Annotated in this window: 29 protein-coding genes, 2 tRNA genes and 1 pseudogene; 18 read left to right on the top strand and 14 right to left on the bottom strand. The window is 67.3% G+C overall.

Annotated features, from left to right (window positions below; translation table 11 throughout):
- Nucleotides 1–50: 50 nt before the first annotated feature.
- The gene (locus tag AB0H88_RS37870) at nt 51–1,670 is read right to left on the bottom strand and encodes a VanW family protein (RefSeq protein ID WP_357653182.1); all 1,620 of its coding nucleotides are present in this window, start codon (nt 1,668–1,670) and stop codon (nt 51–53) included.
- A 65-nt stretch (nt 1,671–1,735) separates the two neighbouring features.
- On the bottom strand, nt 1,736–2,059 hold the full coding sequence (locus AB0H88_RS37865; RefSeq protein ID WP_357653180.1) for a hypothetical protein: 324 nt from the start codon (nt 2,057–2,059) through the stop codon (nt 1,736–1,738).
- A 73-nt stretch (nt 2,060–2,132) separates the two neighbouring features.
- Between AB0H88_RS37865 and AB0H88_RS37860 the strand changes: the two genes are divergently transcribed.
- Nucleotides 2,133–2,288, top strand: coding sequence for a hypothetical protein (locus AB0H88_RS37860; RefSeq protein ID WP_357653178.1), 156 nt, complete (start codon nt 2,133–2,135; stop codon nt 2,286–2,288).
- Between the two features lie 42 nt (nt 2,289–2,330).
- Nucleotides 2,331–2,771, top strand: coding sequence for a cupin domain-containing protein (locus AB0H88_RS37855; RefSeq protein WP_357653176.1), 441 nt, complete (start codon nt 2,331–2,333; stop codon nt 2,769–2,771).
- Nucleotides 2,772–3,067: 296 nt separating this feature from the next.
- Here AB0H88_RS37855 and AB0H88_RS37850 read toward each other — a convergent pair whose 3' ends face one another.
- The gene (locus AB0H88_RS37850) at nt 3,068–4,030 is read right to left on the bottom strand and encodes an NlpC/P60 family protein (protein ID WP_357653173.1); all 963 of its coding nucleotides are present in this window, start codon (nt 4,028–4,030) and stop codon (nt 3,068–3,070) included.
- A gap of 413 nt (nt 4,031–4,443) precedes the next feature.
- Between AB0H88_RS37850 and AB0H88_RS37845 the strand changes: the two are divergent.
- Nucleotides 4,444–4,587, top strand: a pseudogene (locus tag AB0H88_RS37845) (tyrosine-type recombinase/integrase); the annotation flags it as partial.
- Nucleotides 4,588–4,735: 148 nt separating this feature from the next.
- Here AB0H88_RS37845 and AB0H88_RS37840 read toward each other — a convergent pair.
- Both AB0H88_RS37840 and AB0H88_RS37835 read right to left on the bottom strand, forming a co-directional pair.
- Nucleotides 4,736–4,824, bottom strand: a tRNA-Ser gene (locus tag AB0H88_RS37840).
- Between the two features lie 284 nt (nt 4,825–5,108).
- Nucleotides 5,109–5,672: a YceI family protein gene (locus AB0H88_RS37835; protein WP_357653171.1), complete on the bottom strand. Its 564-nt coding sequence runs from the start codon at nt 5,670–5,672 to the stop codon at nt 5,109–5,111.
- A 99-nt stretch (nt 5,673–5,771) separates the two neighbouring features.
- Here AB0H88_RS37835 and AB0H88_RS37830 point away from each other — a divergent pair, with 99 nt between their 5' ends.
- Complete coding sequence (locus AB0H88_RS37830; protein ID WP_357653168.1) at nt 5,772–6,266, top strand: MarR family transcriptional regulator; 495 nt, start codon at nt 5,772–5,774, stop codon at nt 6,264–6,266.
- On the opposite strand, the gene AB0H88_RS37825 is transcribed toward AB0H88_RS37830, so the two are convergent.
- Nucleotides 6,223–6,729, bottom strand: coding sequence for a SigE family RNA polymerase sigma factor (locus AB0H88_RS37825; RefSeq protein ID WP_357653166.1), 507 nt, complete (start codon nt 6,727–6,729; stop codon nt 6,223–6,225). The two genes, AB0H88_RS37830 and AB0H88_RS37825, sit on opposite strands and share 44 nt — an antisense overlap.
- Nucleotides 6,730–6,947: 218 nt before the next feature.
- Between AB0H88_RS37825 and AB0H88_RS37820 the strand changes: the two genes are divergently transcribed.
- Both AB0H88_RS37820 and AB0H88_RS37815 read left to right on the top strand, forming a co-directional pair.
- On the top strand, nt 6,948–7,889 hold the full coding sequence (locus AB0H88_RS37820) for a hypothetical protein (protein ID WP_357653164.1): 942 nt from the start codon (nt 6,948–6,950) through the stop codon (nt 7,887–7,889).
- 5 nt (nt 7,890–7,894) lie between these two features.
- Nucleotides 7,895–8,686: a MauE/DoxX family redox-associated membrane protein gene (locus tag AB0H88_RS37815; protein ID WP_357653162.1), complete on the top strand. Its 792-nt coding sequence runs from the start codon at nt 7,895–7,897 to the stop codon at nt 8,684–8,686.
- A 99-nt stretch (nt 8,687–8,785) separates the two neighbouring features.
- Here AB0H88_RS37815 and AB0H88_RS37810 read toward each other — a convergent pair whose 3' ends face one another.
- Nucleotides 8,786–9,967 carry an ATP-binding protein gene (locus AB0H88_RS37810; protein WP_225301324.1) on the bottom strand — a complete coding sequence of 394 codons (1,182 nt, stop codon included), beginning with the start codon at nt 9,965–9,967 and terminating at the stop codon, nt 8,786–8,788.
- Between the two features lie 218 nt (nt 9,968–10,185).
- Between AB0H88_RS37810 and AB0H88_RS37805 the strand changes: the two genes are divergently transcribed.
- Genes AB0H88_RS37805 through AB0H88_RS37795 form a run of 3 tightly spaced genes read left to right on the top strand, consistent with a single transcriptional unit; the run spans nt 10,186 to nt 12,430 of the window.
- Nucleotides 10,186–10,671, top strand: a complete 486-nt coding sequence (locus AB0H88_RS37805; RefSeq protein WP_357653160.1) for a SigE family RNA polymerase sigma factor — start codon at nt 10,186–10,188, stop codon at nt 10,669–10,671.
- A 14-nt stretch (nt 10,672–10,685) separates the two neighbouring features.
- Nucleotides 10,686–11,960: a hypothetical protein gene (locus tag AB0H88_RS37800; RefSeq protein WP_357653157.1), complete on the top strand. Its 1,275-nt coding sequence runs from the start codon at nt 10,686–10,688 to the stop codon at nt 11,958–11,960.
- An 11-nt stretch (nt 11,961–11,971) separates the two neighbouring features.
- Nucleotides 11,972–12,430, top strand: a complete 459-nt coding sequence (locus AB0H88_RS37795) for a MaoC family dehydratase (RefSeq protein ID WP_357653155.1) — start codon at nt 11,972–11,974, stop codon at nt 12,428–12,430.
- A 107-nt stretch (nt 12,431–12,537) separates the two neighbouring features.
- On the opposite strand, the gene AB0H88_RS37790 is transcribed toward AB0H88_RS37795, so the two are convergent.
- Genes AB0H88_RS37790 through AB0H88_RS37780 form a run of 3 tightly spaced genes read right to left on the bottom strand, consistent with a single transcriptional unit; the run spans nt 12,538 to nt 14,916 of the window.
- Nucleotides 12,538–13,017 carry a hypothetical protein gene (locus AB0H88_RS37790; protein ID WP_357653153.1) on the bottom strand — a complete coding sequence of 160 codons (480 nt, stop codon included), beginning with the start codon at nt 13,015–13,017 and terminating at the stop codon, nt 12,538–12,540.
- A 10-nt stretch (nt 13,018–13,027) separates the two neighbouring features.
- Nucleotides 13,028–13,654, bottom strand: coding sequence for a response regulator transcription factor (locus AB0H88_RS37785; protein WP_357653152.1), 627 nt, complete (start codon nt 13,652–13,654; stop codon nt 13,028–13,030).
- The gene (locus AB0H88_RS37780) at nt 13,651–14,916 is read right to left on the bottom strand and encodes a histidine kinase (RefSeq protein WP_357653150.1); all 1,266 of its coding nucleotides are present in this window, start codon (nt 14,914–14,916) and stop codon (nt 13,651–13,653) included. Before AB0H88_RS37780 ends, AB0H88_RS37785 begins: the two co-directional genes overlap by 4 nt.
- Before the next feature lie 133 nt (nt 14,917–15,049).
- On the opposite strand from AB0H88_RS37780, the gene AB0H88_RS37775 reads away from it, so the two are divergent.
- Nucleotides 15,050–15,595 (top strand): hypothetical protein, encoded by a 546-nt coding sequence (locus AB0H88_RS37775; protein WP_357653148.1) that lies wholly within the window; start codon nt 15,050–15,052, stop codon nt 15,593–15,595.
- A 56-nt stretch (nt 15,596–15,651) separates the two neighbouring features.
- A tRNA-Arg gene (locus AB0H88_RS37770) sits at nt 15,652–15,724 on the top strand.
- A gap of 94 nt (nt 15,725–15,818) precedes the next feature.
- Here AB0H88_RS37770 and AB0H88_RS37765 read toward each other — a convergent pair.
- The 3 genes from AB0H88_RS37765 to AB0H88_RS37755 form a co-directional block, all read right to left on the bottom strand.
- Entirely contained in the window at nt 15,819–15,995 is a 177-nt protein-coding gene (locus AB0H88_RS37765) for a ribbon-helix-helix domain-containing protein (RefSeq protein ID WP_357653145.1), read from the bottom strand.
- Between the two features lie 231 nt (nt 15,996–16,226).
- Entirely contained in the window at nt 16,227–17,495 is a 1,269-nt protein-coding gene (locus AB0H88_RS37760; RefSeq protein WP_357653142.1) for a tyrosine-type recombinase/integrase, read from the bottom strand.
- The gene (locus tag AB0H88_RS37755; RefSeq protein WP_357653140.1) at nt 17,492–18,040 is read right to left on the bottom strand and encodes a helix-turn-helix transcriptional regulator; all 549 of its coding nucleotides are present in this window, start codon (nt 18,038–18,040) and stop codon (nt 17,492–17,494) included. The genes AB0H88_RS37760 and AB0H88_RS37755 overlap by 4 nt, the downstream gene beginning before the upstream one ends.
- A 522-nt stretch (nt 18,041–18,562) precedes the next feature.
- Here AB0H88_RS37755 and AB0H88_RS37750 point away from each other — a divergent pair.
- The 4 genes from AB0H88_RS37750 (at nt 18,563) to AB0H88_RS37735 (ending at nt 22,179) form a co-directional block, all read left to right on the top strand.
- Nucleotides 18,563–18,829, top strand: coding sequence for a helix-turn-helix domain-containing protein (locus tag AB0H88_RS37750; protein WP_357653138.1), 267 nt, complete (start codon nt 18,563–18,565; stop codon nt 18,827–18,829).
- Between the two features lie 233 nt (nt 18,830–19,062).
- Nucleotides 19,063–20,070, top strand: coding sequence for a bifunctional DNA primase/polymerase (locus AB0H88_RS37745; RefSeq protein ID WP_357653136.1), 1,008 nt, complete (start codon nt 19,063–19,065; stop codon nt 20,068–20,070).
- Nucleotides 20,067–21,470 (top strand): phage/plasmid primase, P4 family, encoded by a 1,404-nt coding sequence (locus tag AB0H88_RS37740; protein ID WP_357653134.1) that lies wholly within the window; start codon nt 20,067–20,069, stop codon nt 21,468–21,470. Before AB0H88_RS37745 ends, AB0H88_RS37740 begins: the two co-directional genes overlap by 4 nt.
- A gap of 385 nt (nt 21,471–21,855) precedes the next feature.
- Nucleotides 21,856–22,179 carry a hypothetical protein gene (locus tag AB0H88_RS37735; protein WP_357653133.1) on the top strand — a complete coding sequence of 108 codons (324 nt, stop codon included), beginning with the start codon at nt 21,856–21,858 and terminating at the stop codon, nt 22,177–22,179.
- Here the strand turns inward: AB0H88_RS37735 and AB0H88_RS37730 are convergent.
- A complete protein-coding gene (locus AB0H88_RS37730; protein WP_357653131.1) occupies nt 22,176–22,511 on the bottom strand; it encodes a metalloregulator ArsR/SmtB family transcription factor in 336 nt (111 codons plus the stop codon). The genes AB0H88_RS37735 and AB0H88_RS37730 overlap by 4 nt on opposite strands.
- Nucleotides 22,512–22,590: 79 nt before the next feature.
- Between AB0H88_RS37730 and AB0H88_RS37725 the strand changes: the two genes are divergently transcribed.
- From AB0H88_RS37725 to AB0H88_RS37715, 3 genes are all read left to right on the top strand, one after another.
- Nucleotides 22,591–23,676, top strand: a complete 1,086-nt coding sequence (locus AB0H88_RS37725) for an NAD(P)/FAD-dependent oxidoreductase (protein WP_357653129.1) — start codon at nt 22,591–22,593, stop codon at nt 23,674–23,676.
- A 150-nt stretch (nt 23,677–23,826) separates the two neighbouring features.
- Nucleotides 23,827–25,224 (top strand): FAD-dependent oxidoreductase, encoded by a 1,398-nt coding sequence (locus AB0H88_RS37720; protein ID WP_357653127.1) that lies wholly within the window; start codon nt 23,827–23,829, stop codon nt 25,222–25,224.
- Between the two features lie 144 nt (nt 25,225–25,368).
- Nucleotides 25,369–25,566 (top strand): hypothetical protein, encoded by a 198-nt coding sequence (locus AB0H88_RS37715; protein WP_357653125.1) that lies wholly within the window; start codon nt 25,369–25,371, stop codon nt 25,564–25,566.
- The last annotated feature ends 19 nt before the right edge of the window (nt 25,567–25,585 follow it).

Here is a 25,585-nt window from a genome sequence, read left to right as displayed (position 1 = left end):
CCCTCGTTCGAAGGCGGCCGGCCAACGTCGAGTCCCGCTTGCGCTAATGATCAGGTGCAGGTGAGGCGGGGTTCCGGCTGGTAGACGGTGGTGAACTTCTGCTTGCGCACGGCCTTGCCGTCCTGTTTGAAGATCCGCCACACGTCGATGGTGAAGCCTTCCACGCCGCCCATGGGGATGCACTTCGGTCCCGATTCGGTCAGCGTAGGGAAGCTCTTGACGTTGTAGCGTTCGGAACTCTGCGTTTCGATCTCGTACCGCTTGGTGCTCCAGAACTGCACCGTGATCGACGTGCTGGTGTAGGACGCCTTGATCAGTACGCCGTACGGCGAGTCGTTGCGGAAGCGGAAGTCCGGCTGCGGGTACGACACCGTCGACTCCCGGCCTGCCGGATAGCGGGAGATGTAGTACTGGTGCGGCCTGTGCTGGACGTCCTGGAGACCGCCGAAGAACACCGCGTTGAATACCGTGGTGGCGAACTGCGAGATCCCGCCGCCGACATCGTCGACGAACCGGTTGTTAAGGATCATCGGCGCCTCGACGAAGCCTCGGGCCTTGTCCCGTTTGCCGACCAGGTCGTTGAGGGAGAACGTCTCGCCGGGCCTGACGACATAGCCGTCGACGATGTCGGCGATGCGGTGGATATTGGTCACACGTGGCGCGCAGCACGGATGGCGGGTGGTGAACGAGCTGATCTTCTCCTTGATGCCGAGTTTCCCGGCCAGCTCCGTGGTGACCCTGGGTCGGGTCTCCTTGACGGGGACCTCCGCGGTCCTGCCGCCCTTGGTCAGAGTGGCGGAGATGGTTTTGCCAAGGGCGGCGGCGTCGATGCCCCGGCCGGTGCGCGCGGGGATCACCCGCGGCTTGCCGTTAACGATCTTGAATGAGGCGTCCTTGGGCCGTTGCTCCGCATCCACGAGCTGCTTGTCGAGCTCGGCGGCCACCTTCCCGCCATCGAAGTCAGGGCGCAGCGAACCGCGGCCGTCGGGGACGAAGCGCAGGTGAGCGGCGAGGTCCGCGCCGGAGAGCGTGACCTTTTCCTTCCCGCGCGTCAGCGTGAACGGCCTGGCCACCACGGCGCGAGCCTTCGAGCCCGCGATCCGGCGCACCTCCTCGGCAGGCGCGGAGGCGGGTAGCCGCCGTACGGGCAGCTCGATGGGACCGGACGGCGTCTGGTAAAGGGTCCGCAGCGCACGTGCCGCTTGGACTTGGTCCAGGGCCTGGCCCAACGTGGAGAGTACGGCCTGCGGTTCGAGGCCGCGGTAGCGTACGGCGCCCTCCTTGGGCTTGCGGTCCAACGTCTTGGCGAGGGCGGCGACGCGTTCGGCCAGGAGCCCCTCGTCGACATGGACCACCGGTTCGACGTCACGCCTGCCGAAGATGGACCGGGCGATGCCGGCTGGCGTCATGGCGTCATCAAGCGCCTTGGCGATCGTGGCCTTAGCGTCAATCGAGAGGCCGAGTTCATCCGGTGTCAGCCGTATCGCCTTGTTGGCGACCTGCACCGTCAACCGGCGCGAAGCCTTGGCGCCGAGACGCTCCTCCAGCAGCGACTGAGCTTCGCCGGCCGCAAGGCCGCCGATGTCCACTCCGCCGACGTGGGTGTCCGGCGGCACCTTGCCCGCCAGGACGATGGCTGGGACGGCATAAGCGAGCAGGACAAGGAGCACCAAGCCACCTAGAGCAGCCGCCAAACGGCGTCCCCTCAACATCGCCACGCGCTTGCCGCGACGCATCAGCCTAGGGCCGGGCGGTAGACGACGGTGAAGTCAGTGCCGCCGTTCCTGAGATGAGGCGGGGTGTCCGCGGTGGCTTCGCCTGGATGTCCGCTGGCCAGGAACGTCTTGGGGCCGATCACGGTGAAGCCCATGTGGTCCTGAACGCGTCCCGCCACCCGCTGCGCCGTCTCCACGGACGTGACCTTGAACAAGCCGTAGTGCCCGGCCAGGTAGAGCGCGCCGTCGGCGGGATCCACGCCCAGCCCGTGGATGTGCCCAATGCCTGGATCATTGGCCTGCATGGGCTCGCCGGACTGCCCGCAGGATGCGAGGGCTAGCATCAGTACCCCTACGGCGGCAGCACGAATTCCTCGCATGCCGCGCAGTCTACTATGTTAGATCGTAGGCTTTGGCGTGAACAGCCGCCGAACTGACGGGCAGCGCCGGGATCTCGCCGACCCCACCCTCGCCCTGGGCGATCTTCTCCTCGGATGCCGCGACCCCTTCCTCGGCAACGGCCTCGCGGGCAGCGTGTCACACATCGGGGCGCTGTCTTGTCTGAGCTGGTGAACGGTCGGATCGAGCCGGCCACTGTCCCGCGAAGGAAGCCCGATGAGCACCGATCAAACTCACACTCACCACCTCGAGAACCCCGACAAGAGCGGGCCGCCGCCGAAGATCGACGTGGTCGGCACCGTCCCGGGGGCGCCGCCTGCACCCGAGGGGGCCGACGCGATGACGATGCTGGTCACGTTGCCCCCCAACAGCCCTGGCGCGCCGCCGCACCGGCACTCCGGGCCCGCATACGGGTTCGTGATCAAGGGGGCCATCAACTTCGAGCTCGAAGGCGAGCCCGTGCGGGTCGTCCGGGCTGGTGAGACGTTCTCGGAGCCTGGCGGGGACGTGATCCACTACCAGGACGGCAACCACCTCGCTGACGAGGAGTCGGCGTTCGTGGTGACGATGTTCTGCGTGCCCGGGCAGCCGATGCTGATCCCGGTCAGCCCGGAGGAGTTGGAAGCTCGGCGAGACCGCCGTGCGCCGCAGTCATGACCTAGGTTTCCTTGGCCGCGCTCGTTGGAGCGCCGCAACCTGTCCATGGCAGGGCAGTGCGGTGAAGGGCTCACGGGGTGTTGGACAGTGGTGGCTGCGACCACTGTCGGCCTCACGGGCAAGCGTGAGCAGACTGTCTGTCCGCGAGGGCTCTGCAGTAAGTGACCTCGAGACCGGTCGAAAAACGGAACCCCGAGCGAGCAGGAAGGGCGATCAGGAGGCTACGAACAGCGCCACATGTTCGGCCCGTCCCGTCATCGGCCATCGTCCTCTGGTGGGGTCAAGCTCTGGTGGGGTCAAGGGCGGACCGCGCCGAGCAGGCGGTTGCGCCAGTAGTCGTCGAGGTCGACCACCTTGACGACGTCTCCGGTCTGGGGCGCGTGGACCATCTTCCCGTTACCGGCGTACATGCCCATGTGTCCCAGTCCTTTGCTGAAGAGCAGGTCGCCGGGCTGCAGTTCGTCCAGGGATACGCGACGGCTGGCGCCCCAGCTCCACTGGGTGTAGGTCGTGCGAGTCAACTCGACCCCCGCGGTACGCCAGGCGGCCTGGGTGAGGCCGGAGCAGTCGAAGGAGTTCGGTCCTGTGCCGCCCCATTGGTAGGGCTTGCCGACCTGGGCGAAGGCGAACTGGAGCGCGATGCGGGCGTTGCCGGAGGCTGGGCCGGTGTACTTGATGCCGGTGCTGTTGGGGTCGCCGGCTTGGAAGGCGCCCAGCTTGCGCAGGATCTTGGTCTGTGCGGCGACCAGTTTCTCGACTTCCGTCTTCTGCCCGCGTACCTTGTCGCGCGCGTCGTCGGCCTCGGCCAGGACGGTCTTGGCCTCATCGCGCTGACCGCGCAGGTCCTTGGTGGTCGCCTCGTAGGCGAGCAGTTTCGCCGCTCTGATCTGGGCCATCTGGTCGAGGGCGGCCATGTCGCTCAGGGTCGTTTCGGGAGTGCCCTCGACGGTGAAGCGCTGCCAGCCGGCGAATTCGCCGAACTGGTAGTTGCTCACCGCCACCGCGGCGAGGTCTCTGCGCAGGGCGTCGGCTTGTACGCTCTTGCGGCCGACCTCGGCGTTGAGGGCGTCGTACTTCTTCTTGGCCTTCGCGTAGGTCTCGGTGGCCTGGTTGTACTGCTCGACCACCTTGTCGGCTCGCTCGTTGAGCTTGACCAGTTTGGCCTTCGCCTTGGCTCTGGCCTGCGGGGTAGGCCGAGGCTCGGCGACGGCGCTCCCCGCGTTGGCGGTCAATGCGGCCAACGCCAGTGCCACAGCCACTGCAATCCTCCCGAGCCTTGTCGGCACGACCACTACGATGCCTCCTCGTACGTCTCCAACCTGGGACGAAATCGTACATAAGTAAAAGGGTCAGCTGGCCTGTTCACCGGGATTGCTCGCTGGGGGCGGGCGCGAGGCAACGTACTACCCTGCTAGCGATGATCACGCGACGCATACAATAGATACGCACGCCACCTTCTGGATGTTCAGTGGCGCCAGACCGCGTCCGCGGGGCGCACCGCAGGGCTACGATCCCCAGGCGGCGGGAGCCCGCGGTTCTTTTGCTCATTCGGCCACCATTGCGATGCAAGATAGTAGCCACTTTCTGCGGATCGCGGGGGCGGGAGGGGGATCGCAGTGACACCGCGCTGACGGCGTAGGGCAACTGCGACAACTGGTGGGCGTGGGGGTAGATGCTCAGCCCCGCGCCCAGATCAGACGCCAGAGTCCACGACGCCCGGCACACCGCCGCGAGCCTGCTGATCGAGCAAGGCGTACACATCCGGGTGGTTCAGGAGATCCCCGGCCACACCCGAGTCACGACCACAGAGCGCTACACCCACGTAGCAACGATGCAGATGAGAGACGCCAGCGACCGCATGGACGAGGCGCTCTGGGGCCCTGGCTGGAAGCCAATTGCAACCCTGAGCCCCACAGAGATCGAAAAAGGCCCTTCCCCAGAATCTGGGAAGGGCCTTCGACGTGCGGAGGATCGGGGATTTGAACCCCGGATGGTGTTGCCACCAAACCGCATTAGCAGTGCGGCGCCATAGACCTGACTAGGCGAATCCTCCTGGTAGCCACGCGGCTCAGGACAGCGTACCGGCCTTCTGCCAACGCGGCAAAGCGGTTCCCCGTCCAGCCTTGTCCAAAGGTTATCCACTGCCTGTGAATAACCTCCTGTGGACAACGGGCCGGACAGCAAGCCCGCCCCAAGGCGCGGTGGGGGCGGGCTCGGCGCACGGACCCGCCACACGGGTCCGGCGTACAAAACACGACGTCAAGCAGGTCGCGCCGCTGGGCAAGACGCGACGTCAAGCAGGTCAAGCCGCTGGGCGGAACAAAGACATCAAGCGAGTCAGGCCGCCGGGTTGGCTTCGCCCTCGATCTCGACCTTGATCTTCTTGCCCACCAGGACGCCGCCCGTCTCCAGGGCCTGGTTCCAGGTCAGCCCGAAGTCCTCGCGGTCGAACTCGCTGGTGATGGAGAAGCCCCATACCGCCTGGCCCCAGGGGTTCGTGCCGGCGCCGCCGTACTCGACCGTGAGCTTGATCTCCTTGGTGACGTCGCGGACGGTCAGGTCGCCGAGCACGGTGAACTCGTCGCCCGAGTGGCTCACCACGCGGGTGCTCGTGAACGTGATCGTCGGGTACTTCTCGACCGACAGGAAGTCGTCGCTGCGCAGGTGGCCGTCACGGTCGGCGACGCCGGTGGTGAGGCTTTCGGTCTTGATCGTGAGCTCGGCCGACGACTCGAGGGGGTTGTCGGCGATCGTCACGGAGCCGGTGAAGTCGCCGAAGCTGCCGCGCACCTTGCTGACCATCATGTGCTTGACCACGAAACCGACCGTGGTGTGAGCGGCGTCGAGGTTGTAGGTGCCGGCGGCGGGGACGGTCAGGCCTTCCCAAGTGCGGGTGCTCATGGTGGGGTTCTCCTCGGAAGATGGTTGCTGTGCGGATGTCTTCGGCAACAAATGTCTACACGAGGAATATTCCTCCCGTCAACAATCGTCGGATAAGCTATGAACGTGGTCAACATTGATGACCCCCGGTTGACGGCCATGGGCCTGCTGTCGGAGGTTCAAGCAGGTCTCGCGGCCAGGATGCAGCCGGTGTTCGGCGCTGCCGGGCTGTCCGAGATCGATTTTGAGACGCTGCTCCGGCTGGGGCGCTCGCCGCGGGAGAGCTTGCGGATGAGCGATCTGGCCGCGCAGACCGGCCTGTCCACCAGTGGTGTGACCAGGGTCGTCGACCGGCTCGAACGCGACGGTCTGGTGGCCAGGGTGGCCTGCGCCGTCGACCGCCGGGCCTCGTACGCCACGCTCACCGACGCGGGGCGGGAAAAGCTCGAAGTCGTGCTGCCTCGGCACCTCGAGGACATCGACAAGTGCCTGACCAGCCTGCTCAGCGCGAAGGAGCTGGAAGCCTTCCTGACCACGTTGCGTACGGTCCGGGATGTCGTACGGCCCTGCGCTACGGCCGGAGCTGTTGAGGGGGAATGCCCAGCTCAACCCTGAGCTTGGCCATGGCACGTGACATCGTGCTCTTGACCGTGCCGAGGCTGATGCCCAGCGTTCTGGCGATCTCCGGCTCGGTCATGTCCTCGTAGTAACGCAGCACGATCGCGGCCCGCATCCGGTCGGGCAGCCGCCGCAGCGCCTGCTCCAGGAGATCGTGCAGGTCGCCGCTGGCTTCCGCCTCCGGGACGACCTCCGGCAGGTCCTCCGACGGGTACTCCTCCAGCCGGCGGCGCCGCCATTGCGAGATGTTGATGTTGACCATCGCCCGCCGTACATATCCGTCGAGCGCGGCTCTGTCCTGGATGCGGTCCCATGCGAGGTACGTCTTGGTCAGGGCGTTCTGCAGGAGATCCTCCGCGTCCAGCGGATGTCCCGTGAGCTGGTGGGCGGTGCGCAGCAGGGCAGCTCCGCGCGCAACGACGTACTCGCGGAACTCCTCTTCCCATCTGGCGGTCTGCATCGTGGCCAGAATCGCAGCCAAAGGCCAAGATAGGGCGTAACCGGAATTCAGGATTCGGCCCGCCGACGACAAAGGTAGGTCAAGGTCGGTGGCGGTTTGTACGTCGCTGGGGGTCAACTTCTGACCCGAGGGGTGCGTATTTTGCTCTCGAATGCAGGAGTACGGCGAAGCAGCCCCGGGAGTCGTGTGACCCTATTAGCGCGACAAGGGAGGGACTGATGGGGTATCCGAGCGTGGAACGCCGCCGGGTGCTCGCGGCCGCGGCGCTGGGCCGGGAGGCCGGAGTCCCGGGCTCCGGCGAGGGGGACCCCTTACGCGCGATCATGGGGGACATCCTCGACATCAGCCCACATCTGATCACCATCGAGACCCCCGAGGGCGCCGAGGAGCGGCTCGTCATCGCGCCCTGGGCCACCGCCTGGCACGGTGGCGACCAGGCGCCGAGCGATCTGCCCGTGGGCTCGACGGTCATCATGCGTACCCTGCGCGACGGCCGGGTGGTCGAGCGCCTCTGGGCCGACATCACACGACTGACCGGGACCATTCTGTCCGTGGAGGGACGCAAGGACCTGTCGGTCCAGCTCGACTGCGGGCCGCACCGGGGGCGCCGGACCATCGTCATCCCATACCGTGCGACCGGTCGCATCATGGTGCGACATGCGCGGTTCGAGCCGGGGTTCCTGTTCGACGCGATCGGTATCAGGAAGGGCGGGGCGAGTCTGGCCCTGCTGCCCGCGACCTCGCAGCCCGCCTATCCGGCGCGGGCCGTGCCGGCTCCGCCGCCCGCCTACGCGGGCCTGCAGTCACGCGTCTCCGGGACTGCCACCTGGTCGGACATCTTCGACGAGGAGGATCGGGGGGCCGCGTACCCCATGGTGGAGCGCTCTGACGTGGACTGCCCGGACGCCGAGGTGTCGTGCACGGGCCTGCCGTACCTCGCCCTCGGATCGATGCTGCAGGTCGGGAACTTATGCACTAATCGATCCGCTAACGTGCCGATCGTGGCTTGCGGTTGCGTGGCCGGGCGCTTCTGCGACCGCTGCGTCGAGTGCGACACCTCTCCTCGCGGGCGGATCGCCGAGCTGTCGCCTTTCTCGTACGTGGAGCTGGGCGGCGACCTGGTCAAAGGGTGCTTCAACGCGCAGATCGGATTGGGGTGACGCTCGTGCTGGCATCGCAACTGCCCGCGCTGATCGTGATACTCGTTTTAGGGACGGTGGCGAAGGTGTCCACCGTGCGTTCGGGCGGGGAGATGGGCACGCTGGCCCGGCTGGGACCGGCGGCGCTGGTGCCCGCCCGTATCGAGGTTCCGGTGCTGCTCGTCTGCGCGGTCGGTGAGCTGGTGATCGCGACCGGGCTGCTGGTGAGCACGTACCCGATCTTCAGGTGGATGGCGGTCGCGTTCTTCGCCATGTGCACCTATGTCCTGCTGGAGGTACGTCGGCGGCGGCCCGACGCGGGGTGCGGATGCTTCGGCGAGGTGAGCGCGGCACCCGTCGGGTTGCGCTCGATCGCCAGGACCATGGTGCTCACCGGGATGGCCGTACTGTCGCTATGGGGTGAAGGACCCGGTTGGCAGGTCTTCATGCAGCCGTCGTGGTTCATGGCCGCCGGGGTGGTCGTGCTCCTCGTACTGTCGCCCGAGCTTGAGGAGATGGTGGATCGGCTGCGTTATCGCGCGCCGTGCGAGCAGCGCCCCGGGCCGGCCGTGGAGGCCACGCTGGCCAGGCTCCGGTCGAGCGGCCCCTGGCGGCAGCACCGGGAGCAGCTCGCCGCGGTCGAGCCGTACGACAGCTGGCGTGAGCTGTGCTGGCGCTTCTTCGCCTTCGAGCGGCGGGATGGGGCCGATGTCGTGTTCGCGGTCTATCTCAGTGGGCGGCGTCCGGCCGTACGGGTGGCCGTGGTCGACCACGAGGACAGCGGCGCTCTGCCGGTCTATACGCCTGTATCGGCCTGACGCTAGACAGCGCTATAGAACCCTCGACAAAAGGATATGACTCTATTGGGCTATCTAGCTTCCCCACTAGACAGCCCAATAGAGGACTAGGGGTGTCGCCTAGATCGGTTGGGCACGCAGGAACCTCCCGAAATGCGGCACGGTGAACGCGATCAGACCGCGCTCAGCGCTGTAGATGAGCCCCTTCTTGATGAGGCTGTCGCGGGCGGGTGACAGGCTGGACGGCTTGCGCCCCAGCGCGTCGGCCACCTCCGCGGTGGCGACCGGCTCGTCGCCGATCTGCGCCATAGCATGCATGTAGTCGCGCTCCGCTGGGGTGGCCCGCTCGTAGCGGCTGCCGAAGAAGCCCACTGCGAGCTCCTCCTCGGCCTCGGGCGCGGACACCTTGACGTCGTCGAGAGTGATCGGGCTGCGCGGCGCCAGATCCCAGGCGACCTTGCCGTAAGCCTGGACGAAGTAGGGGTAACCGTCGGCCGCCTCGTAAAGGGCGTCGAGGGCGTCCTGGGTGAACTCGACCTCTTCCTCCCGCGCCGGCAGCATCAGCGCGAGGTCGGCCGCCTCGCGGTCGAGCTTGTCGATGCGGGCGTAGCGGAAGAGCCGCTCGGAGTAGCTCTTGCTGGCCGACAGCACGCTCGGCAGGTGCGGCAGGCCCGCGCCGACCACGATCAGCGGCCCGCCGGACTGCGACAGCTCATGGCAGGCGGCGCAGAGCGCCGAGACGTCGGCGGGCTGCACGTCCTGCATCTCGTCGATGAAGAGCGCGATGCCGACGCCCAGGTCGGTGGCCACGCTCGCGGCGTCGACGAACAGCTCGGTGAGGTCGATCTCGAGGTCACCGGAGTCGGCCCGGCCACGGCTGGCCGGCACCTCGATGCCGGGCGACCAGTGTGAGGTGCCCTTGGCGGCGGCCGGATCGCGCATCGCGAACGCCTTGAGCACGCCCAGGAACTCCTCGATGCGCTCCGGCGCGCGATGCCGGGGAGCCAGCTCGCGGATCGCCATGTGCAGCGCGGCGGAGACGGGACGGCGGATCGACTGGTCGGGCCGGGCCTCGATCTTGCCCGTGCCCCACAGCCGCTGCATCGCCATGGACTTGAACGTGTTGAGGAGCACGGTCTTGCCGACGCCGCGCAGACCGGTGACGACCATGCTGCGCTCGGGACGGCCACGGGCCACCCGCTCCAGCACGACCTCGAACTGCTGCAGCTCGCGGTCGCGCCCGGCGAGCTCCGGCGGGCGCTGTCCGGCTCCGGGGGCGTAAGGATTGCGCACAGGGTCCACGCTCTCGGACTTTATTGCGGGATATAGCGGCCGTCTTAGATTTGGGAAGAAAGCGCTACGGCGTGTCCGAGCAGGGGCCGTCGCCAGTATTGTCATCGGACGCACCCCCTCCCACCAGGCCGAACCCTTGTTCGAGTCGGTCCCTAGAACTGTAGCGCGCACTCGAACACGTGCGCGATGGTTTCGAGTAAAGATCTTTGCAACAGAGCGAGCGGCTCGTGCGTCCCGGTGATGTGGAGTTCGAGGATTTCGTCCGAGCCAGGGGCGCGGCGCTGGTCAGATACGGCTACGTGATCACCGGCAACGCCGAGGACGCCGCGGATCTGGCCCAGGAGGCGCTGCTCAAGCTGAGCGACAACTGGAGCCGGGTCCGCAACAAGGACAGCCCCGAGGCGTACGTACGCACGACCATGGCTCGCCAGCACATCAGCTGGTGGCGCAGGCGGCGCAGAGAGCACGTGACCGATGAGGTCCCCGAAGGCATCTACCACGACACGCATTCGTTCGGCGAGCTCTGGAAGGAGCTCGCGACGCTGCCCAGGAAGCAGCGGGTCGTGCTGGTCCTGCGCTACTACGAGGACCTGCCGGATGAGGAGATCGCCGCGATCCTCGGCATCTCCCGAGGAACTGTACGCAGCCAGGCATTCCGGGCGCTCGCCACGCTCCGGGTCCGCCCTGCTGTGCTGGAGAGGGGACGGGCATGAGGACAGAGGACGAATTGAGCGGCGCGCTGCGCGACGCGGCGGATCGGGCTCCCGAGCTCGACCTGCTGGCCGGGGTGGGTGCCCGCAGGCGGCGGCGGACCAGGCGCCGTGCGCAACTGCTCGCTGCGGCCGCGGTGGCAGCGGTGGCCGGGGTGGTGAGCACAAGTACGGTCGTCGCCCAGGGCGCCTTCTCCAGCGGGGGCGGAGAAGAGACGGCCGCCCAGCCGAACACGACGGCGACCACCGAGGCTCGGCCGCGTCCCAGGAAGAAAGTGACTCCGACTCCCAGTCCGAAAGTCACGGTGACAGCGACCATGACTGCTAAGCCGCAAGCGCAGATCAAGGGGATGCCGATCGCGAAGCTCTGGCCGCAGGCACTCTTCCAGATGCCCGCCAAGAACGCCGACGGCTGGCGCTACCGCCCTATCACCAGCCTCAACGCCACCGAGGTGCTGCTCGCCGCGGAGCCCTCGGCCGACAAGGCCGGCAAGATCGAGGTGTACGACGCCAAGACCGGTAAGTCCCGGGTGGTAACAGAGATCCCCCGGACTCGGGGACTGAAGCAATACTTCACACAAACCGTCTCGACCGATGGTACGAACGTCGTTTGGTGCTCCAGCGCCTCGAAGGACGGGACCACGGTCGCCGAGCTCTGGTGGGCCCCGCTGTCCGGCGGCAAGGCCCAGCTGGCCGTCACGTTGACCGGCGGTGGCGCGGCCGTCGAAGCCATCGGCGTGGACGGTGAAAGCGTCGTCTGGTCGACGCGGAAGGGCGGCGTATACCGGAAGCCGTTCACCAACGGTGCTCCCAATCGCGTGCCAAAGTCTGATGGGCTGCACTTGATCAGCTGGCCATGGGCGGGCGATGCGAGCACTGACGACGAAGAGTTCGAGAAGTTCGGCTACAACCAGTCCAAGATCGTCAACTTGGCCGATGGGACCGTGACCAAGGTTGTGACCAAGGACGGGATGAAGGACATGCGGTGCGGGCCGGTCTGGTGCCGTGGCCGCCAGGGCACCACTTCCGTCGTCCAGCGCGTCGACGGGACCGGTGTCAAGAAGCTCCCGAAGGGCTTCGGGATGTATGCCATCCTCGATCGCTTCCTGCGATCGGCCGAAAACGTGTACGACCTGAACACCGGCAGGCTGGCGCGCATCGAAACCCCCGGTGGCTGGAGCAGCAACGGCACCTCGTCGGAGCCCAGCACGATCCTCTACGGGGGCACCACGAAGGGCAAGGTCGACAGATACTGGGTGCTCAACTTGGCAGCCGTCCCGCCCGCGCAATAGCGTTCGGAGCCATGCGGACCTTCGCGAACGTACAGGAACTCAAGGCGGCCGTCGGCGAGAAGTTCGGCCCGACCGAGTGGCGCACAGTCACTCAGGAGCAGGTCAATCTCTTCGCCGACGCGACCGACGACCACCAGTGGATCCACATCGACGTGGAGAGGGCCAAGGAAGGACCGTTCGGCGGCACGATCGCGCACGGTTACCTGAGCCTGTCGCTGCTGCCGTCGTTCATGATGGAGCTGGTACGCGTCGAGAGCATCCAGATGGCCGTCAACTACGGCCTCAACAAGGTGCGTTTCCCCAGGCCGGTGCCGGTCGGCGCGCGGGTCAGGGCGCTGGGCGAGCTGAGCGACGTCAAGGGCACGCCCGCCGGCTACCTGGCCAACCTGAAGGTGACGGTCGAGGTCGAGGGCGAGAAGCGCCCGGCCTGCATCGCCGAGACGCTCAGCCTGTACATCCCGGTGGAGTAATCCCTTTCGCCTCCCGCCCGGTGATCCTTGGCATCGTGGACCACGAGGCTGATTTCGAGGATTTCGTCCGGGCCCTGGGCGATGCGCTGATCCACTGCAGCGGTATGTCAGACGTACAGGTCCGGGCTGATTCCGGTGCAGATCCCAGCGGAGAGGATGGACCATAACGCCCAGCCGACAAGGAACCCCAAGCCCAGGCCGGTCGCCCACGGTTTGCGCAGGAGTTGCAGCCCCGCCCCGGCACCGAGGCCGAAGAGGGCGAGGAAGATCGTGCAGGAGATGATGATGGGGTAGTTAGGGCCGTTCTCATCGAGGGTGCTGACGAAGATCACGATGCCCAGGATGGCGTTGACGATGCTGTAGGCGACCAGCCCGGCGAACGCCAGGCCGATGATCAGTCCGACGGACTTACCCCTGGACTTGCCATTCGGCGGCGGCTTCGGCCCGTCGGCGGATGGCGGGACGCTGGCTTGCCCGGAGGGCTGGGGAGTGGTTTGCCCGGCTAGCGCTTCGCCGCTCCCATCCCCTGGCCCCGGGGCGCTTGTTGTCGAGCGCGGCGGCGGCTGAGGCGTCGGTGGCACGGACACGACCATCAGACTAGCGGGGGCCTTCTGAGTAATAAATCGCCGCTTGGACCCGGCTTTTGAGACCCAGCTTGTTCAACACCCGGCTCACATGCGTCTTCGTGGTCGCCTCAGCCATGGCGAGCTCCCTGGCGATCTCGGCATTGGACAGCCCGCGACCGATCCCGGCCAACACCTCCTGCTCACGCGGCGTCAGCCCCTCCACCTGCTGCTCCTTACGGACCGGCTGCTCGGCGAAGGCAGAGATCAACCGCCGCGTGACCGTAGGCGAGATCAGCCCATCCCCCCTGGCCACCAGCCGTACGGCCGCGACCAGCGACTCCGCGTCGGTGTTCTTCAACAGGAACCCGGCCGCCCCCGCCCGCAACGCCCCGAAGACATACTCATCCACATCGAACGTCGTCAAGATCAACACATCGGCCACCCCGGCGAGCTCCCTGGTCGCCGAGATGCCATCGAGCTTCGGCATCCGCACATCCATCAACACCACGTCGGGCCGGGTCTCGCGGGCCAACTCCACCGCCTGCTCCCCATCAGCCGCCTCCCCGACGACCGCGATGTCCTGAGCCCCACCGAGAATCAGCACCAGCCCCGCCCTGACAGCCGCGTGATCGTCCGCGACCAGAACTTTGATCGTCATCCCGCCTCCCACAGCCCCTTCCCGTCCTTCGGCATGGGCAGCACGGCCTTGACCCGCCACAAACCCCCGTCCATCCCGGCCTCGAACGACCCCCCGACCAACACGGCCCGCTCCCTCATCCCCACCAGCCCCGCCCCGGCCCCGGGAAGAGCCTCCGCAGGTAGAACCTCCGCAGGAAGAACCTCCGCAGGAAGAACCTCCGCCCCCTGAACCTCTCCAGCCCCGAGAAGCCGAGCCGTATGTCCATCATCCACAGGATTACCTGGGTTACCCACAGACTTATCCACAGGGTTGTCCACAGCCACTGTCACTTGCTCCGACTCATAAACGACCTTGACCACAGCCGCCCGCCCGCCATGCTTGAGCGCATTGGTCAGCGCCTCCTGCAAGATCCGATAGCCGGCCAGATCCACCGCCGGAGACAGCTCCCGTGGCTCCCCCTCGACGCGGAAATCGGCCGCTATCCCCGCCCGCCGCGACCGTTCGACCAGACTCTCCGCGTCAGCCAGCCGCGGTCGGGTGGCTTCGGCCTCATCCCCCTCCTGCCGCAGCAGCCCGATCATGGTCCGCATCTCGGCCAGCCCTCTCAGACTGTTCTCCCGTACAGACTCGATGATCTTCCGTACGGCCACCGCATCCAGGTCCGTACGCGACAATGCCCCCGTCGACTGGATGGCGATCGCGCTGAAGTGGTTGGCGATCATGTCATGCAGCTCCCGGGCCATCCGCGTACGCTCCGTCGCAATGGCCGCCTGCCGGTCAAGCTCGGCCAGCCGCGCCACCTGTTCCGCCCTGGCACGCTCGGCCGCGGCCTGCTCACGGTGCTGGCGTAACACCATCGCCGTGGTCACAGGCGTAACGAGCACGAGCCCCGCCTGAATCCCGTTGACCGCCAGTGGCCGCCAGTCGCCCGACAGGACCCCTGTCACACCCCCGGCCAACACCGCCAGCACAGTGGCGGCCCCCAGTAGCCACCGCGAGAACCACGCGGGCCCGTACAACGCCGCCGCATACACGTTGTCGGTAAATATCAGAACAGTCGGCAACGACGGCCCCACGAACAGATCAACGCCGACCCCCACAGCGCCCAGGGCCAACCCCACCAACGGCGCCCGCCGCCGTACCACCACTCCCGCACACACGAACGCCAGCGACACCGCGAGCCACCCCTCGGGCACCTCGCGATGAGTGTAGGCTCCGCCCACGATCAGGAGCAGGCCTACGACGAAGGCCAGCCCGGCCCACGACGCCTCGCGTTGCATGCCCCCATCCCACCACCGTCCAGACCCCGCTCCCTCCTTCGAGGGTCTGCCTGTGGATAAACACTTCGATGTATCCACAGGCTCCTCTTCACTGACGATGCGCCGGCCAGAGGAGTCCCCAAGGATGGGACACGTGATTGTCGCCATCCTGATCGGCTGCGAAATCGGCTTCTGGCTCCTGCTCGGACTCGGCCTCGCCAGCCGCTACCTCTGGAACCGCCGCCGACTCAGCACCGCCCTTCTCATCTGCGTACCGCTCCTGGACGTGATCCTCCTGGCGGCAGCCGTCATGGACATGCGCGGCGGCGCCACGGCCGACCTGAGGCACGGCATAGCGGCCGCGTACCTGGCGTACTCCATCGTCTTCGGCCACAGCACGATCCGCTGGGCCGACGCCAAGTTCCGCCACCGCTTCGCCGACGGCCCACCTCCCTGGAAGCCACCCGCGGGCGGCATGCCCCGCGCCCGCTACGAGTGGATCTTCTGGCTCCGCATCGTCCTGGCGTACGCCATCGCCTGTGCCCTCCTGCTCGGCCTGACCTGGCTCGTCAACGAACCCTCCCGCACGGGCGCACTGATCGATTTCATGTACGGCATGCTGAAGGTGCCGCTGATCGCCCTGCTCTGGCCCCTGAGCTACACCCTTTGGCCGAAGAAGGTGGAATCTAGTGGGGCGTGAGGGCGGTATCTGGTTCGAGGCACGGCTCTAGACCCGCTATGCTGGTCACGCAGCGAGCGGCCGTAGCTCAATGGATAGAGCATCTGACTACGGATCAGAAGGTTGGGGTTTCGAGTACCTCCGGCCGCACACAGCATCACCAGGGAGTTCCTTGATCTCAAGGGACTCCCTGAGTCGTTTCCAGGGGCCGACTGTAGCAACGGCTGTAGCAAGGCCGTTTCGTTCACTGAGGTTCACCTCCGTTCGTAGTCGTCTTTTCACTTCGTAGATGTCGGGCGATGTACTCGTCCACAGCCTTCGAGATGAGCCACGATCGACTCCGGTCCTCCCGCTTGCCGATGGCGTCGAGCCCCGCCTTCTGCTCGTCCGTCAGTCGGACGGTGGTCGGCTTGTTCGACACGACTACATCATAATACGGATGACTACATCTGACTACATCCGGTTCTGGAAGGGTTAGCAAGCACTGGGATCGGCGCGACCGTGTAGGGCTTCTCTTCGTGTTTCTGCACTTCAGCGGTTGTGTGTAGGGCCGTGCAGGGTTTACCTGTTCCACCTACGCGCCTATACATACAGAGCCAATACCTGGATCCCTACACGCCCCTACATTTCCGCAGGTCAGCAGCGTGCGGGTTCATTGAGCGAGGCGGCCGAACCGTGACAGCGCCCCGTCCATCGAGTCCGCGGCCCGGCGCTGCACGTCCTCGGTGAGGTGCGTATAGATCTCCGAGGTCGTGGCGAGTCGGCTATGCCGAAGAGTCCCCTGGATGGTCTTCATGTCCACGCCTTCCCCATGCAGCCAGGTCGCCGCGGTGTGCCGGAGGTCGTGAATCCTCACCCGCTTGCCGTCCGGCCGCGTGATGCCCGCCTCGTCGCACAGTGCGTTCCATGCCCGGTTGGCGTTCCGCGGCTCAATTGGCGTCCCCACCGAAGTGGTGAACACCAGCCCCGGGTCCGCCCACACCTTCGCCGCCAGCCGCTCGGTGGCCTGGTCCACCTTGTGCTGCCGCAGCAGCATGACCACGGCCCGGGGGATCGCCAGCTTCGCGTCCGACCCCTCGGTCTTCGCGCGGACCACGGCCAGCCGGCCGCGCCGACGTCCGGTCTCCTGGTCGAGCTCGCCCCGCAGGCGCTGCAGCGAAGGACCGACCTTGATTACCGCATTGTCCAAGTCGATGTCCTCCCAGCGCAGCGAGAGCGCCTCACCGCGGCGCAGGCCGAGACCGAGGATCGTCAGCCACAACACGCCCCACCGGTGGCGATGCGCCGCTTCGAAGAGCCCGTCGGCCTCCTCGCTGGTCAGGGCTGTCCCGCGCTTGCTCTTCCCCGATGGCGGCTCGACCAGCATGGCCACGTTGCGCGCGACCAGCTCGTCCTTGAACGCATCGTTGAGCGCGGCCCGGAGAATGGCGTGGCAGTAGTTGACCGTGCGGTCGGAGAGGAGCACCACCGGCGGCGGGTCTCCGCCCTCCACTGCCTTCTTCTGCCGGGCCGCCGGCTTGCGCTGTAGCTCCAGGAGCCATGCCCGTAACCGTGCTGGGGTCAGCTTCGTCAGGGGCTCGCCTCCGATGTGCGGGATGACGTGGAGCCTGATGTTGTCCGAGTAGGAGATCATCGTGGACTCGGCCACCTTCCCGGCGGCCACCCGCTGGGCCAGCGTGAGCGAGACCCACTGGTTGAGGTAGCGCTCCAGGGTGACGCCGCGGCCGGAGGTGATCGGCTTGCCCTCCTCGACCTGGTGGAGCAGCTTGCGCCACTCCTCCCGCGCCTTGGCCTTGTCCTTGGACGAGACGGTCTTTCGCTCACCGCCCGGCAGTGTCACGGCGCCGATCCATATGCCGTCGGCTCGCTGGTAGAAACTGCCCTCGCCATTGCCGCGGGCGCGCTTCTTGGGGGCACTCATCGGGTCACCCCCGTTCTCCGCGTCCGCCGGCCGACCGACTCCAGCACGTGAGCCGCCTCGCGCATGGCGTCGGCAAAATGCTGCGGCAGGTCGGAACTGGCCAAGGCGAAGGCGTCGGCGGTCGCGGCGGGAGTGAGCGCGCTACCGTCGGCCGACTTGAACACCTCCAGCAGTTCTCCCACTCTCGCCTGCTCCTCGTTCAGTCGCTGATCCCAGTACTGCAGGAGGACGCCCTTGATGTTGTCGGGAAGAGGCGCCTCCTGGATCTCGCGGACGGTCGGTGAGGTTGGCGGTGCCGGCGGTTCGGCGTTGCCGAGGAGGTCGTGTGGTACGTGCCCGGTCAGGACAAGCATGGGCTCGATGCTCATGCGGAACAGCCGGCCGAGCTTCACCAGGTGCGTGATGTGGGGACGGGTGCCCTTTCGCCACCGCGAGACTGTCGACTGCTGAAGCTCAAGCGCCTCGGCCAGAGCCGCGTCTGACGCGTACCCGTGTCCGCGGGCTGTGGCCGACAGCCAGTCGTAGAACTCGTTTTCCTCCGGCATGAATTTTGACTCCTTGATTGATGCCGATAACGCATTACGACTCTAATGATGCTACGCGTGACCCGCAAGATCATTCAGCAATGATCGGCGAAGGACTGCACCCACCAGCAACGTTCGGAAGCCAGCGGCAACGAGAGCCGACGTTAGCGGTAGCGCGGCGTAGGCTACGAAGTTTTTCCAGGTAGCAGCGGGAGTCTTCCGATGAAAGAGGGCCCTGACATCCTTTGGACGCCAGAACCGACCCAGCCGCATATCACAAAACGTCGCTTGCGTCGCGTGCAGCGATATGCGATCGCGAACTTGCGCGGGCCGCCATGGACGGTTACGGTGATCTTCGTACGGCCGAGGACTGCGGGTGGGGACCCACTCGGTGTAACGGTCCGGACAGCAATAAGCCCCCGGCGGGGTGCTGATGGACGGAGTTCCCGCTCCGAACACCGCACGCTTTCCCGCCGAGGGCCGCCCAAGCCAGTCGCGTCAATTCGAAGGACCTGAACCATGTCCAATGCTAGGGGGCTGAGCATGGTCGGAGAACCTCTGACCAGCCGCCACACCCACGTGCCGCTCGCTGGTGAGCCGACGTCCACGGCACTGCCATGCGCGTGCCTCCCGCTCCTTCTCAAGGAGGAGCACGTCCTCGACCTGCTCCAGATCGGGCGCAGCGTCTACTTCCAGCTCATCAAGTCGGGTGAACTGGAGTCCGTGCTCATCGGCCGTAGCCGGCGCGTTCCGAGGGATTCCCTCCTGACCTACGTACAGCGGCTCCGCGCAACTGCCTCGGCGGCCTGACACGCCGCTCCTGGCGGTGAGGACGCTTCCCCAATCACCGCCTTGGGTGAATCAGCGCTGCCTCGTGTAGCGGCTCAGGGGCTTTCTCGGCCTCTGCGCCTGCGGCTTGATGTCGAGCCGCCGACGACGCTGTTCCGTCACCCAGTCGAACGCCACGTACAAGAAGGCGCCCAGGTGGTCGCACACCTAGGCGCCCGACCCCATCCCTCGATGCATCCGAGATGGACAGGATCATGCACGACCAGAAGAGTCTTCCGGCCGCTGATGAGCACGGTAACACGCTGAGCAGCGGCAACCCCTTGCGCGGATCTCACGGCCCGGGTGCCGACATGGTCGAAGGCGCTCCGGATCTCTGCGTAAGCCCCGGTCATCCCCGGCTGCAGGCGATGCTCAGCTACGCCGCTCACGGCTGGCCGGTGTTCGTCCTGTCCAGTTCCAAGGCACCCCTACGGAACTGTGACCGGTGCCGTGACGAGCACGTCACCCCGGAGCAGATGGAAACCTGCCCATGCTTGACTTGCCACGGCTTCTACGCGGCCACTACCGACCCGGAGCGCATCCGCGCCATGGACCACCGCGTCCCGCGCGGCCTGGTCGCGATCCGCACTGGCGGCCCTTCCGGCACCGTCGTCATCGACGTAGACGCGCCCGGCGGCCTCAAGACCATGGCCAAGCTCGACGAGGGCGGCATACTGCCCGGCACGGTCACCGCCGCCACTGGATCCGGCGGCCTGCATCTGGTCTACCGGCACCCTGGTGTCCGCATCCCCTCCGGTGTGGGCAAGGCCGGACCACAGATCGACGTCAAGGCCGATGGCGGGTACATCGTGGTAGCTCCCTCGCTTCACCCCCGGACCGGTCAGCCCTATCGGTGGATGAACGACCGGTTCGCGCTGCCTCTGGCCACCCTGCACCCCGCTCTGCTCGAACGGCTGCGGGAGAAGCCGCCGCGGCCCCGCAAGGCCGCCCGAGAATCGAGGACGGGGAGTATGCGAGGTCGCCTCAACGGCCTCGTCCGGACCGTCCTGAAAGCTACCCCTGGCGAGCGGAACGCGGTCCTGTACTGGGCCGCGTGCTGTGCGGGGCAGATGGTCGCGCAGGGTGCGATCGACGAGGCCACCGCCTACGAAGTGCTCTGGGCGTCTGGCCTGGAGATCGGACTCACGGAATCAGAGCTCGGCGCCGCCCTGGGGCGCGGCACGATCGGGAGCGGCATGCGTCGCGGAATGAGGGCATCGTGACGAAGACGCCGGAACAGATCCTCGACGAGGCCGGCGTCCCCGGCGGGCCCACGGCATCGTCAGTCGCCGGAGAGATCCACCGAGGTCAGCTCCGCATGGCCGAGCGGTTCGCCATGCTCCACGCAGGAAGGCTCATGTACGCCCACGACCTGGGCTGGCATGTGTGGGACTCGACCCGCTGGGTTCCGGACAAGGACCGTGCCGCGATGCGCGCGGCCGTGGCCACGGTCAAGGCCGCCCTCACTGAAGTCCCGACCCTCGACAGCAGAGAGGACCGAGATGATCTGTACGCCGATGTCCGTAAATGCGAGTCTGCGTCAGGTCTGGAAGGCATGATGCGGATCGCGAGCTCACTGAAGCCCATCGCCGTATCGCCCGACGTCCTCGACGCAGCTCCACACCTGTTCAACACCCCCAGCGGCACCCTCGACCTGTGGACGGGGGAACAGCGGCGGCATGACCCGAGCGACATGCTGACCAAGGTGGCCGGGTGCGACCTGGACATGGACGCTCGAAGCGACTTGTTCGACCGGTTCATCAACGAGATCTTGCCCAACGACGACGGCCACGCAGGGCTTCAGACGTGGGTGCAGCGGATCTTCGGTTACTCGATGCTGGGGCTGGTCCGCGAACACGTACTTCCGATCTTCACAGGGACCGGACAGAACGGGAAGTCGACGCTGCTGGAGGCGATGGGTAAGGCGTTCGGAGACTACGCCATCAACGCTGAGCCCGACCTTCTCGTGTCCCGGGACAATGCGCACCCGACCGGCCTGGCCGACTTGAAGGGGGCGCGCCTGGCCGTGTGCAGCGAGACAGACGAGGGCAGGAGTCTCGCCTCGGCCACGATGAAGCGCCTGACTGGTGGCGAACGGCTCCGCGCCCGCAAGATGCGTCAGAACTTCTTCGAGTTCGACCCCAGCCACGTCCTGATCCTCTGCACCAACCACAAGCCGAAGGTTTCCGGAGACGACCCAGCGGTCTGGCGTCGAATCCGAGTAGTGCCCTTCGACGTGGTCGTCGCCAAGCCTGACCGCAGGCTGCCAGAGCGGCTCGCCGAAGAACTGCCTGCCATGCTCGCCTGGGCGTTTCGGGGATACCGGGACTACGAGGAGAGTGGTCTTGTCCTGCCCCACGTCATCGCCGAGCGCACCGACAGATACCAGATCGAGTCCGACCCGCTCGGACGGTTTCTGAAGGACGAGACCATCCAAGCCAGCAGCTACCACGTCGGCGCCCGGCACCTGTTCGCGGCTTGGTCGAAGTGGTGCGGCACGGCCGGGGAGGAGGCGGGGTCGGAGGTGACGTTCGCCGACTCCATGGCCAAGCGCGGCCACGAGAAGAAGCGTGCCTCGTCCGGACAGGTCTACCGCGGCATCGCGCTCGCCGCCGTGGCGTAGTCCAGCGACGATCTCCCCCTGACCACATCGCCGAGAACGGAGGATCGAGACTTGAGCCGCAGGAGCACCACCGCCGCCGCCATCGCGAACGCTCGACGGGCCCTGGCTAGCATCGCGCATCGGGGAGCCGCCGAGGCCCGTCGGCTCCTCGCCGCCCGACGCCCGGAGTGTGAGTGATGGGGCGCCCCTCCAAGCTGACCCCCGAACTGTGCGACGAGCTCTGTAAGCACCTGGAGGCGGGCCACTTCCTCGGCACCGCCGCCGACCTGTGCGGGGTCGGTCGTTCCACGGTCCACAGGTGGATGGCCCTGGGAGAGGAGGAGGGGCAGCTCCCGAGTACCGGGAGTTTCGGGAGGCCCTTACGCGCGCACGCGCGCGGGCATCTGTGGATCTCGTATCGGCCGCCTTTGCCGATGCCAAGGGTGGCACCTTGATCCGTGAGGTCGTCCGGCCGGACGGAACCCGAGAACGCGCATGGACGCCCCCCAACGGCAGGGTCGCCCTCGAACTGCTTGCCAGGATGTACCCGGAAGACTGGCGGCCGGTGAAAGCCGTGGAGGTCTCGGGTCATCAAGGGGGCGCAGTCGAGATCGGCCCTAACGCGGCCGTCATCGAGGGCATCGTCAAGCGCATCGCCGAGGTGCGGAAACGCCGCCAGGCTCAAAACTCACCTCAGGGGCAGCTACCAAGCGGACCGATCGCCGACTAGCAGCAGAATTGCAGGTAGTCCTGCAGGTCGCCGAGTATGCGCGCCACGCTCTCGCGGTCTCCCCGGTAGAGCACCTCTTTCCCATAGCGGCGAGAGGTCACGATGCCACCGCGCCGTAGTAGAGCGAGCTGTTGGGAGGCGGCGGACTGACTGATGCGGGCCCGCTCGGCGACCTGGTTGACCGACAGCTCGGCGCCCTGGGCGAACAGCAACATGATCTGCTGGCGTCCGGGGTTGGCGAGGGCCTTGAGGAAGTCTTGGGCGGCCTGCGGCATCTGCGGCGCGCACGTGGCGCTCGTCGCGGCGGCTGGTGATGTTGTGGTCTCGGCCATGGATGCTCCCTCCTGCCCAGGCACCCTACGCTCATTTCAGCTTATTGACATATTAGAAAATGAAGGTACGTTCTGCGGCATGCCTACCGACAACGACCGCGCCCTGATCGTCGGGGCCGGCCAGTCCGGCCTCGCCGCCGCGCACGCCGCCCTTGAGCAGGGGCTACGACCCGTGCTGCTGGAAGCCTCCGGCCGGGCGGCCGGGTCCTGGCCGCGCTACTACGACAGCCTCGCCCTGTTCTCGCCCGCTCGCTACAGCAGCCTGCCCGGCATGGGCTTCGACGGGGATCCCGAGCGCTACCCGCGCCGCGACGAAGTGGTCTCCTATCTGGAGCGCTATGCCGCCGCCCTGATCGAGCGCGGCGCCGAGCTGCGCACCCACGCCCGTGTGGGCACGGCCGAAGCCGGTGAGGAGGGGTTCGCCGTGCGGCTGGAGGGCGGCGAACAGCTGAGCGCCGGCATCCTGATCGCGGCCAGCGGTTCTTTCGGCCGCCCGCACCGGCCTGCCCTGCCCGGTCTGGGCGCCTTCACCGGCCAGGTCTTGCATGTTGCCGACTACCGCTCTCCGGCCTCGCTACCCGGTGAGCATGTCATCGTGGTCGGGGCGGGCAACTCGGCGGTCCAGGTCGCCTACGAGCTGGCCGGCCAGCGCCGGGTGACGCTCGCCAGCCGAACGCCGATCCGGTTCGTACAGCAGCGCCCGCTGGGGCGGGACCTGCATTTCTGGTTCCGCGTGACCGGGTTCGACCGGCTGCCGCTGGCCCGCGCGGAGCATCCGCCCGCCTCGCCCGTGCTGGACGACGGTCGCTACCGCCAGGCGCTGCGCGAGGACCGCTATCGGCGCCGAGCGATGTTCACGCGCCTGGACGGTGATCAGGTGACCTGGCCCGACGGCGGGCGTGAACGCGTCGATGCGGTGCTGCTGGCCACCGGCTACCAGCCGGATCTGCCCTATCTGGCCGGGCTGGGCGCACTGACCACCGATGGCCACCCACGCCAGCGCCGGGGCCTGTCCCTCACGCATGGCGGCCTGGGATACCTGGGCTTGGAGTGGCAGCGCACCCCCTCCTCCAACACGCTGCGCGGAGTCGGCGCCGACGCTCGGCGCGTCGTGGCCGCTCTAGGCCGGCACCTGCGTGGCCACCGGGAGCATGTCCGCGCCTGAGCTGCCGCGCTTCCTTTGGTCGCTTGATTAGACATGTCTCTAATTTGACATAGATCTAAGTTGTCGGGCATCCTGCCAACGAGCTTACTTAGACACACTTCAAAACAGCGCGGGTCGCGGGGCTCGCGAGAACCGATGAGGAGATGCGCCATGAGCGGATGCTGCGGTCCCACCGCTGTCGAACTGGAGCCCAGCCGTCAGGCCGCACGGCCCGATGACCTGCCCATCGTGGTCATAGGCGCGGGCCCAGTCGGGCTGGCGGCGGCGGCCCACCTGACCGAGCGGGGTCTCGACTTCGTGGTGCTGGAGGCGGGAGGGCAGGCGGGCGCGTCGGTGGCCAAGTGGAGCCACGTACGGGTGTTCAGCCCGTGGAAGTACAACATCGACTCCGCGGCCCGCCGCCTGCTGGAGGCCGACGGCTGGAGCGCACCCGACCCCGAATGGCTGCCGACCGGCGCCGAGCTGATCGATGACTACCTGGCGCCGCTGGCCAAGCTGTTCGGCGACAGGGTCCGCCTGGGCGCGCAGGTGAGCGCGATCAGCAGGCTCGGTCTCGACCGGGTCCGCACCACCGGCCGTGAGGCGGCGCCGTTCCTGATCCGCCTGACAGACGGAACCGAGCTGCACGCCCGCGCCGTCATCGACGCCTCCGGCACCTACGCCACCCCGAGTGTGCTGGGCGCGAGCGGCCTGCCCGCCTACGGCGAGACGGACGCGGCAGACCTGGTCGACCACGCGCTGCCCGACGTGCTCGGCGCCGACCGCGACCAGTACGCGGGCCGGCATGTCCTGGTCGTCGGCGCCGGCCACTCGGCCGCCACCACCCTGCTCGCCCTCGCCCAGCTCGACGACACTCCGATCACCTGGGCTATCCGCGCGGGCAACGCCAGCCGCACCTACGGCGGCGGCGACGCTGACGCGTTACCCGCCCGCGGAGCGCTCGGCACTCGCCTGCACGCCCACGTCGAAAGCGGCCGCATCCGCCTGGTGACCGGCTTCTTCACCCATGCCATCGAGCGCAATGGCGGCCAAGTGCGGGTGATCAGCCGCGACCCGTCCGGCGCCGAGCAGACCATCACCGCTGAGCGCATCGTGGCTGCCACCGGCTACCGGCCCGACCACGCCATCGCCGACGAACTCCGCCTCGACCTCGATGCGGTCCTCGGCTCTACCCGCACGCTGGCCCCGCTGATCGACCCCAACGCACATTCTTGTGGCACCGTCCCGCCGCACGGCGCCGACGAACTGGCCCACCCCGAACCCGGCTACTACGCGGTGGGGGTCAAGAGCTACGGCCGCGCCCCCACCTTCCTGCTGGCCACCGGCTACGAGCAGGCGCGCTCGGTCGTCGCAGCCCTAGCCGGCGACTGGGAGGCCGCCCGGGACGTGCAACTGGACCTGCCCGAGACCGGGGTGTGCTCCTCCAGCCTGGCCGAAGCCCAGGAGCAGCGGGTTGGCCTGGCCACCGGGATCAGCGGCGGTCTGTTGGGCACCCCGCTGCCGCTGGCGACCGTCGGTGCGTCTCAGGGCGGCGGCTGCTGCGGCTGACCCGTCCCCAGCACGCGACAGCCGTACCCGTTTGACGGAGGTATGTCATGCCCGCCGCACCCCGGCAGGCGTCGGGTCTGGCCGGGGCTTTCCAGATGGCGAGGCCCGGCGACCGGCTGACCGCCTGCTTGCTGGACTGTCTGGATGCCTCGTGAGCGTCACCGGTGCCGATCCGGTCACCGCTGCGCCATCGAGCAACGGGCAAGGCGCCGTCGCCCCGCCCAGTCCGCGCCCCCTGGCGAGGGGTGGCGGCTGGTGGCGGCGCAGGCCATCACCCAGACCACCAAGGCCAGCACCCCAGCCGCCATGACCATGGCCCAGACCGCCGGTACGGGGTGGTGATGGCTGCCGCCACGCTCAC

The organism is Nonomuraea sp. NPDC050680, from assembly GCF_040654555.1.
Lineage (GTDB): Bacteria > Actinomycetota > Actinomycetes > Streptosporangiales > Streptosporangiaceae > Nonomuraea.
The sequence above is the reverse complement of the archived record's forward strand: the minus strand, read 5'-3'. Positions and strand labels throughout refer to the sequence as shown.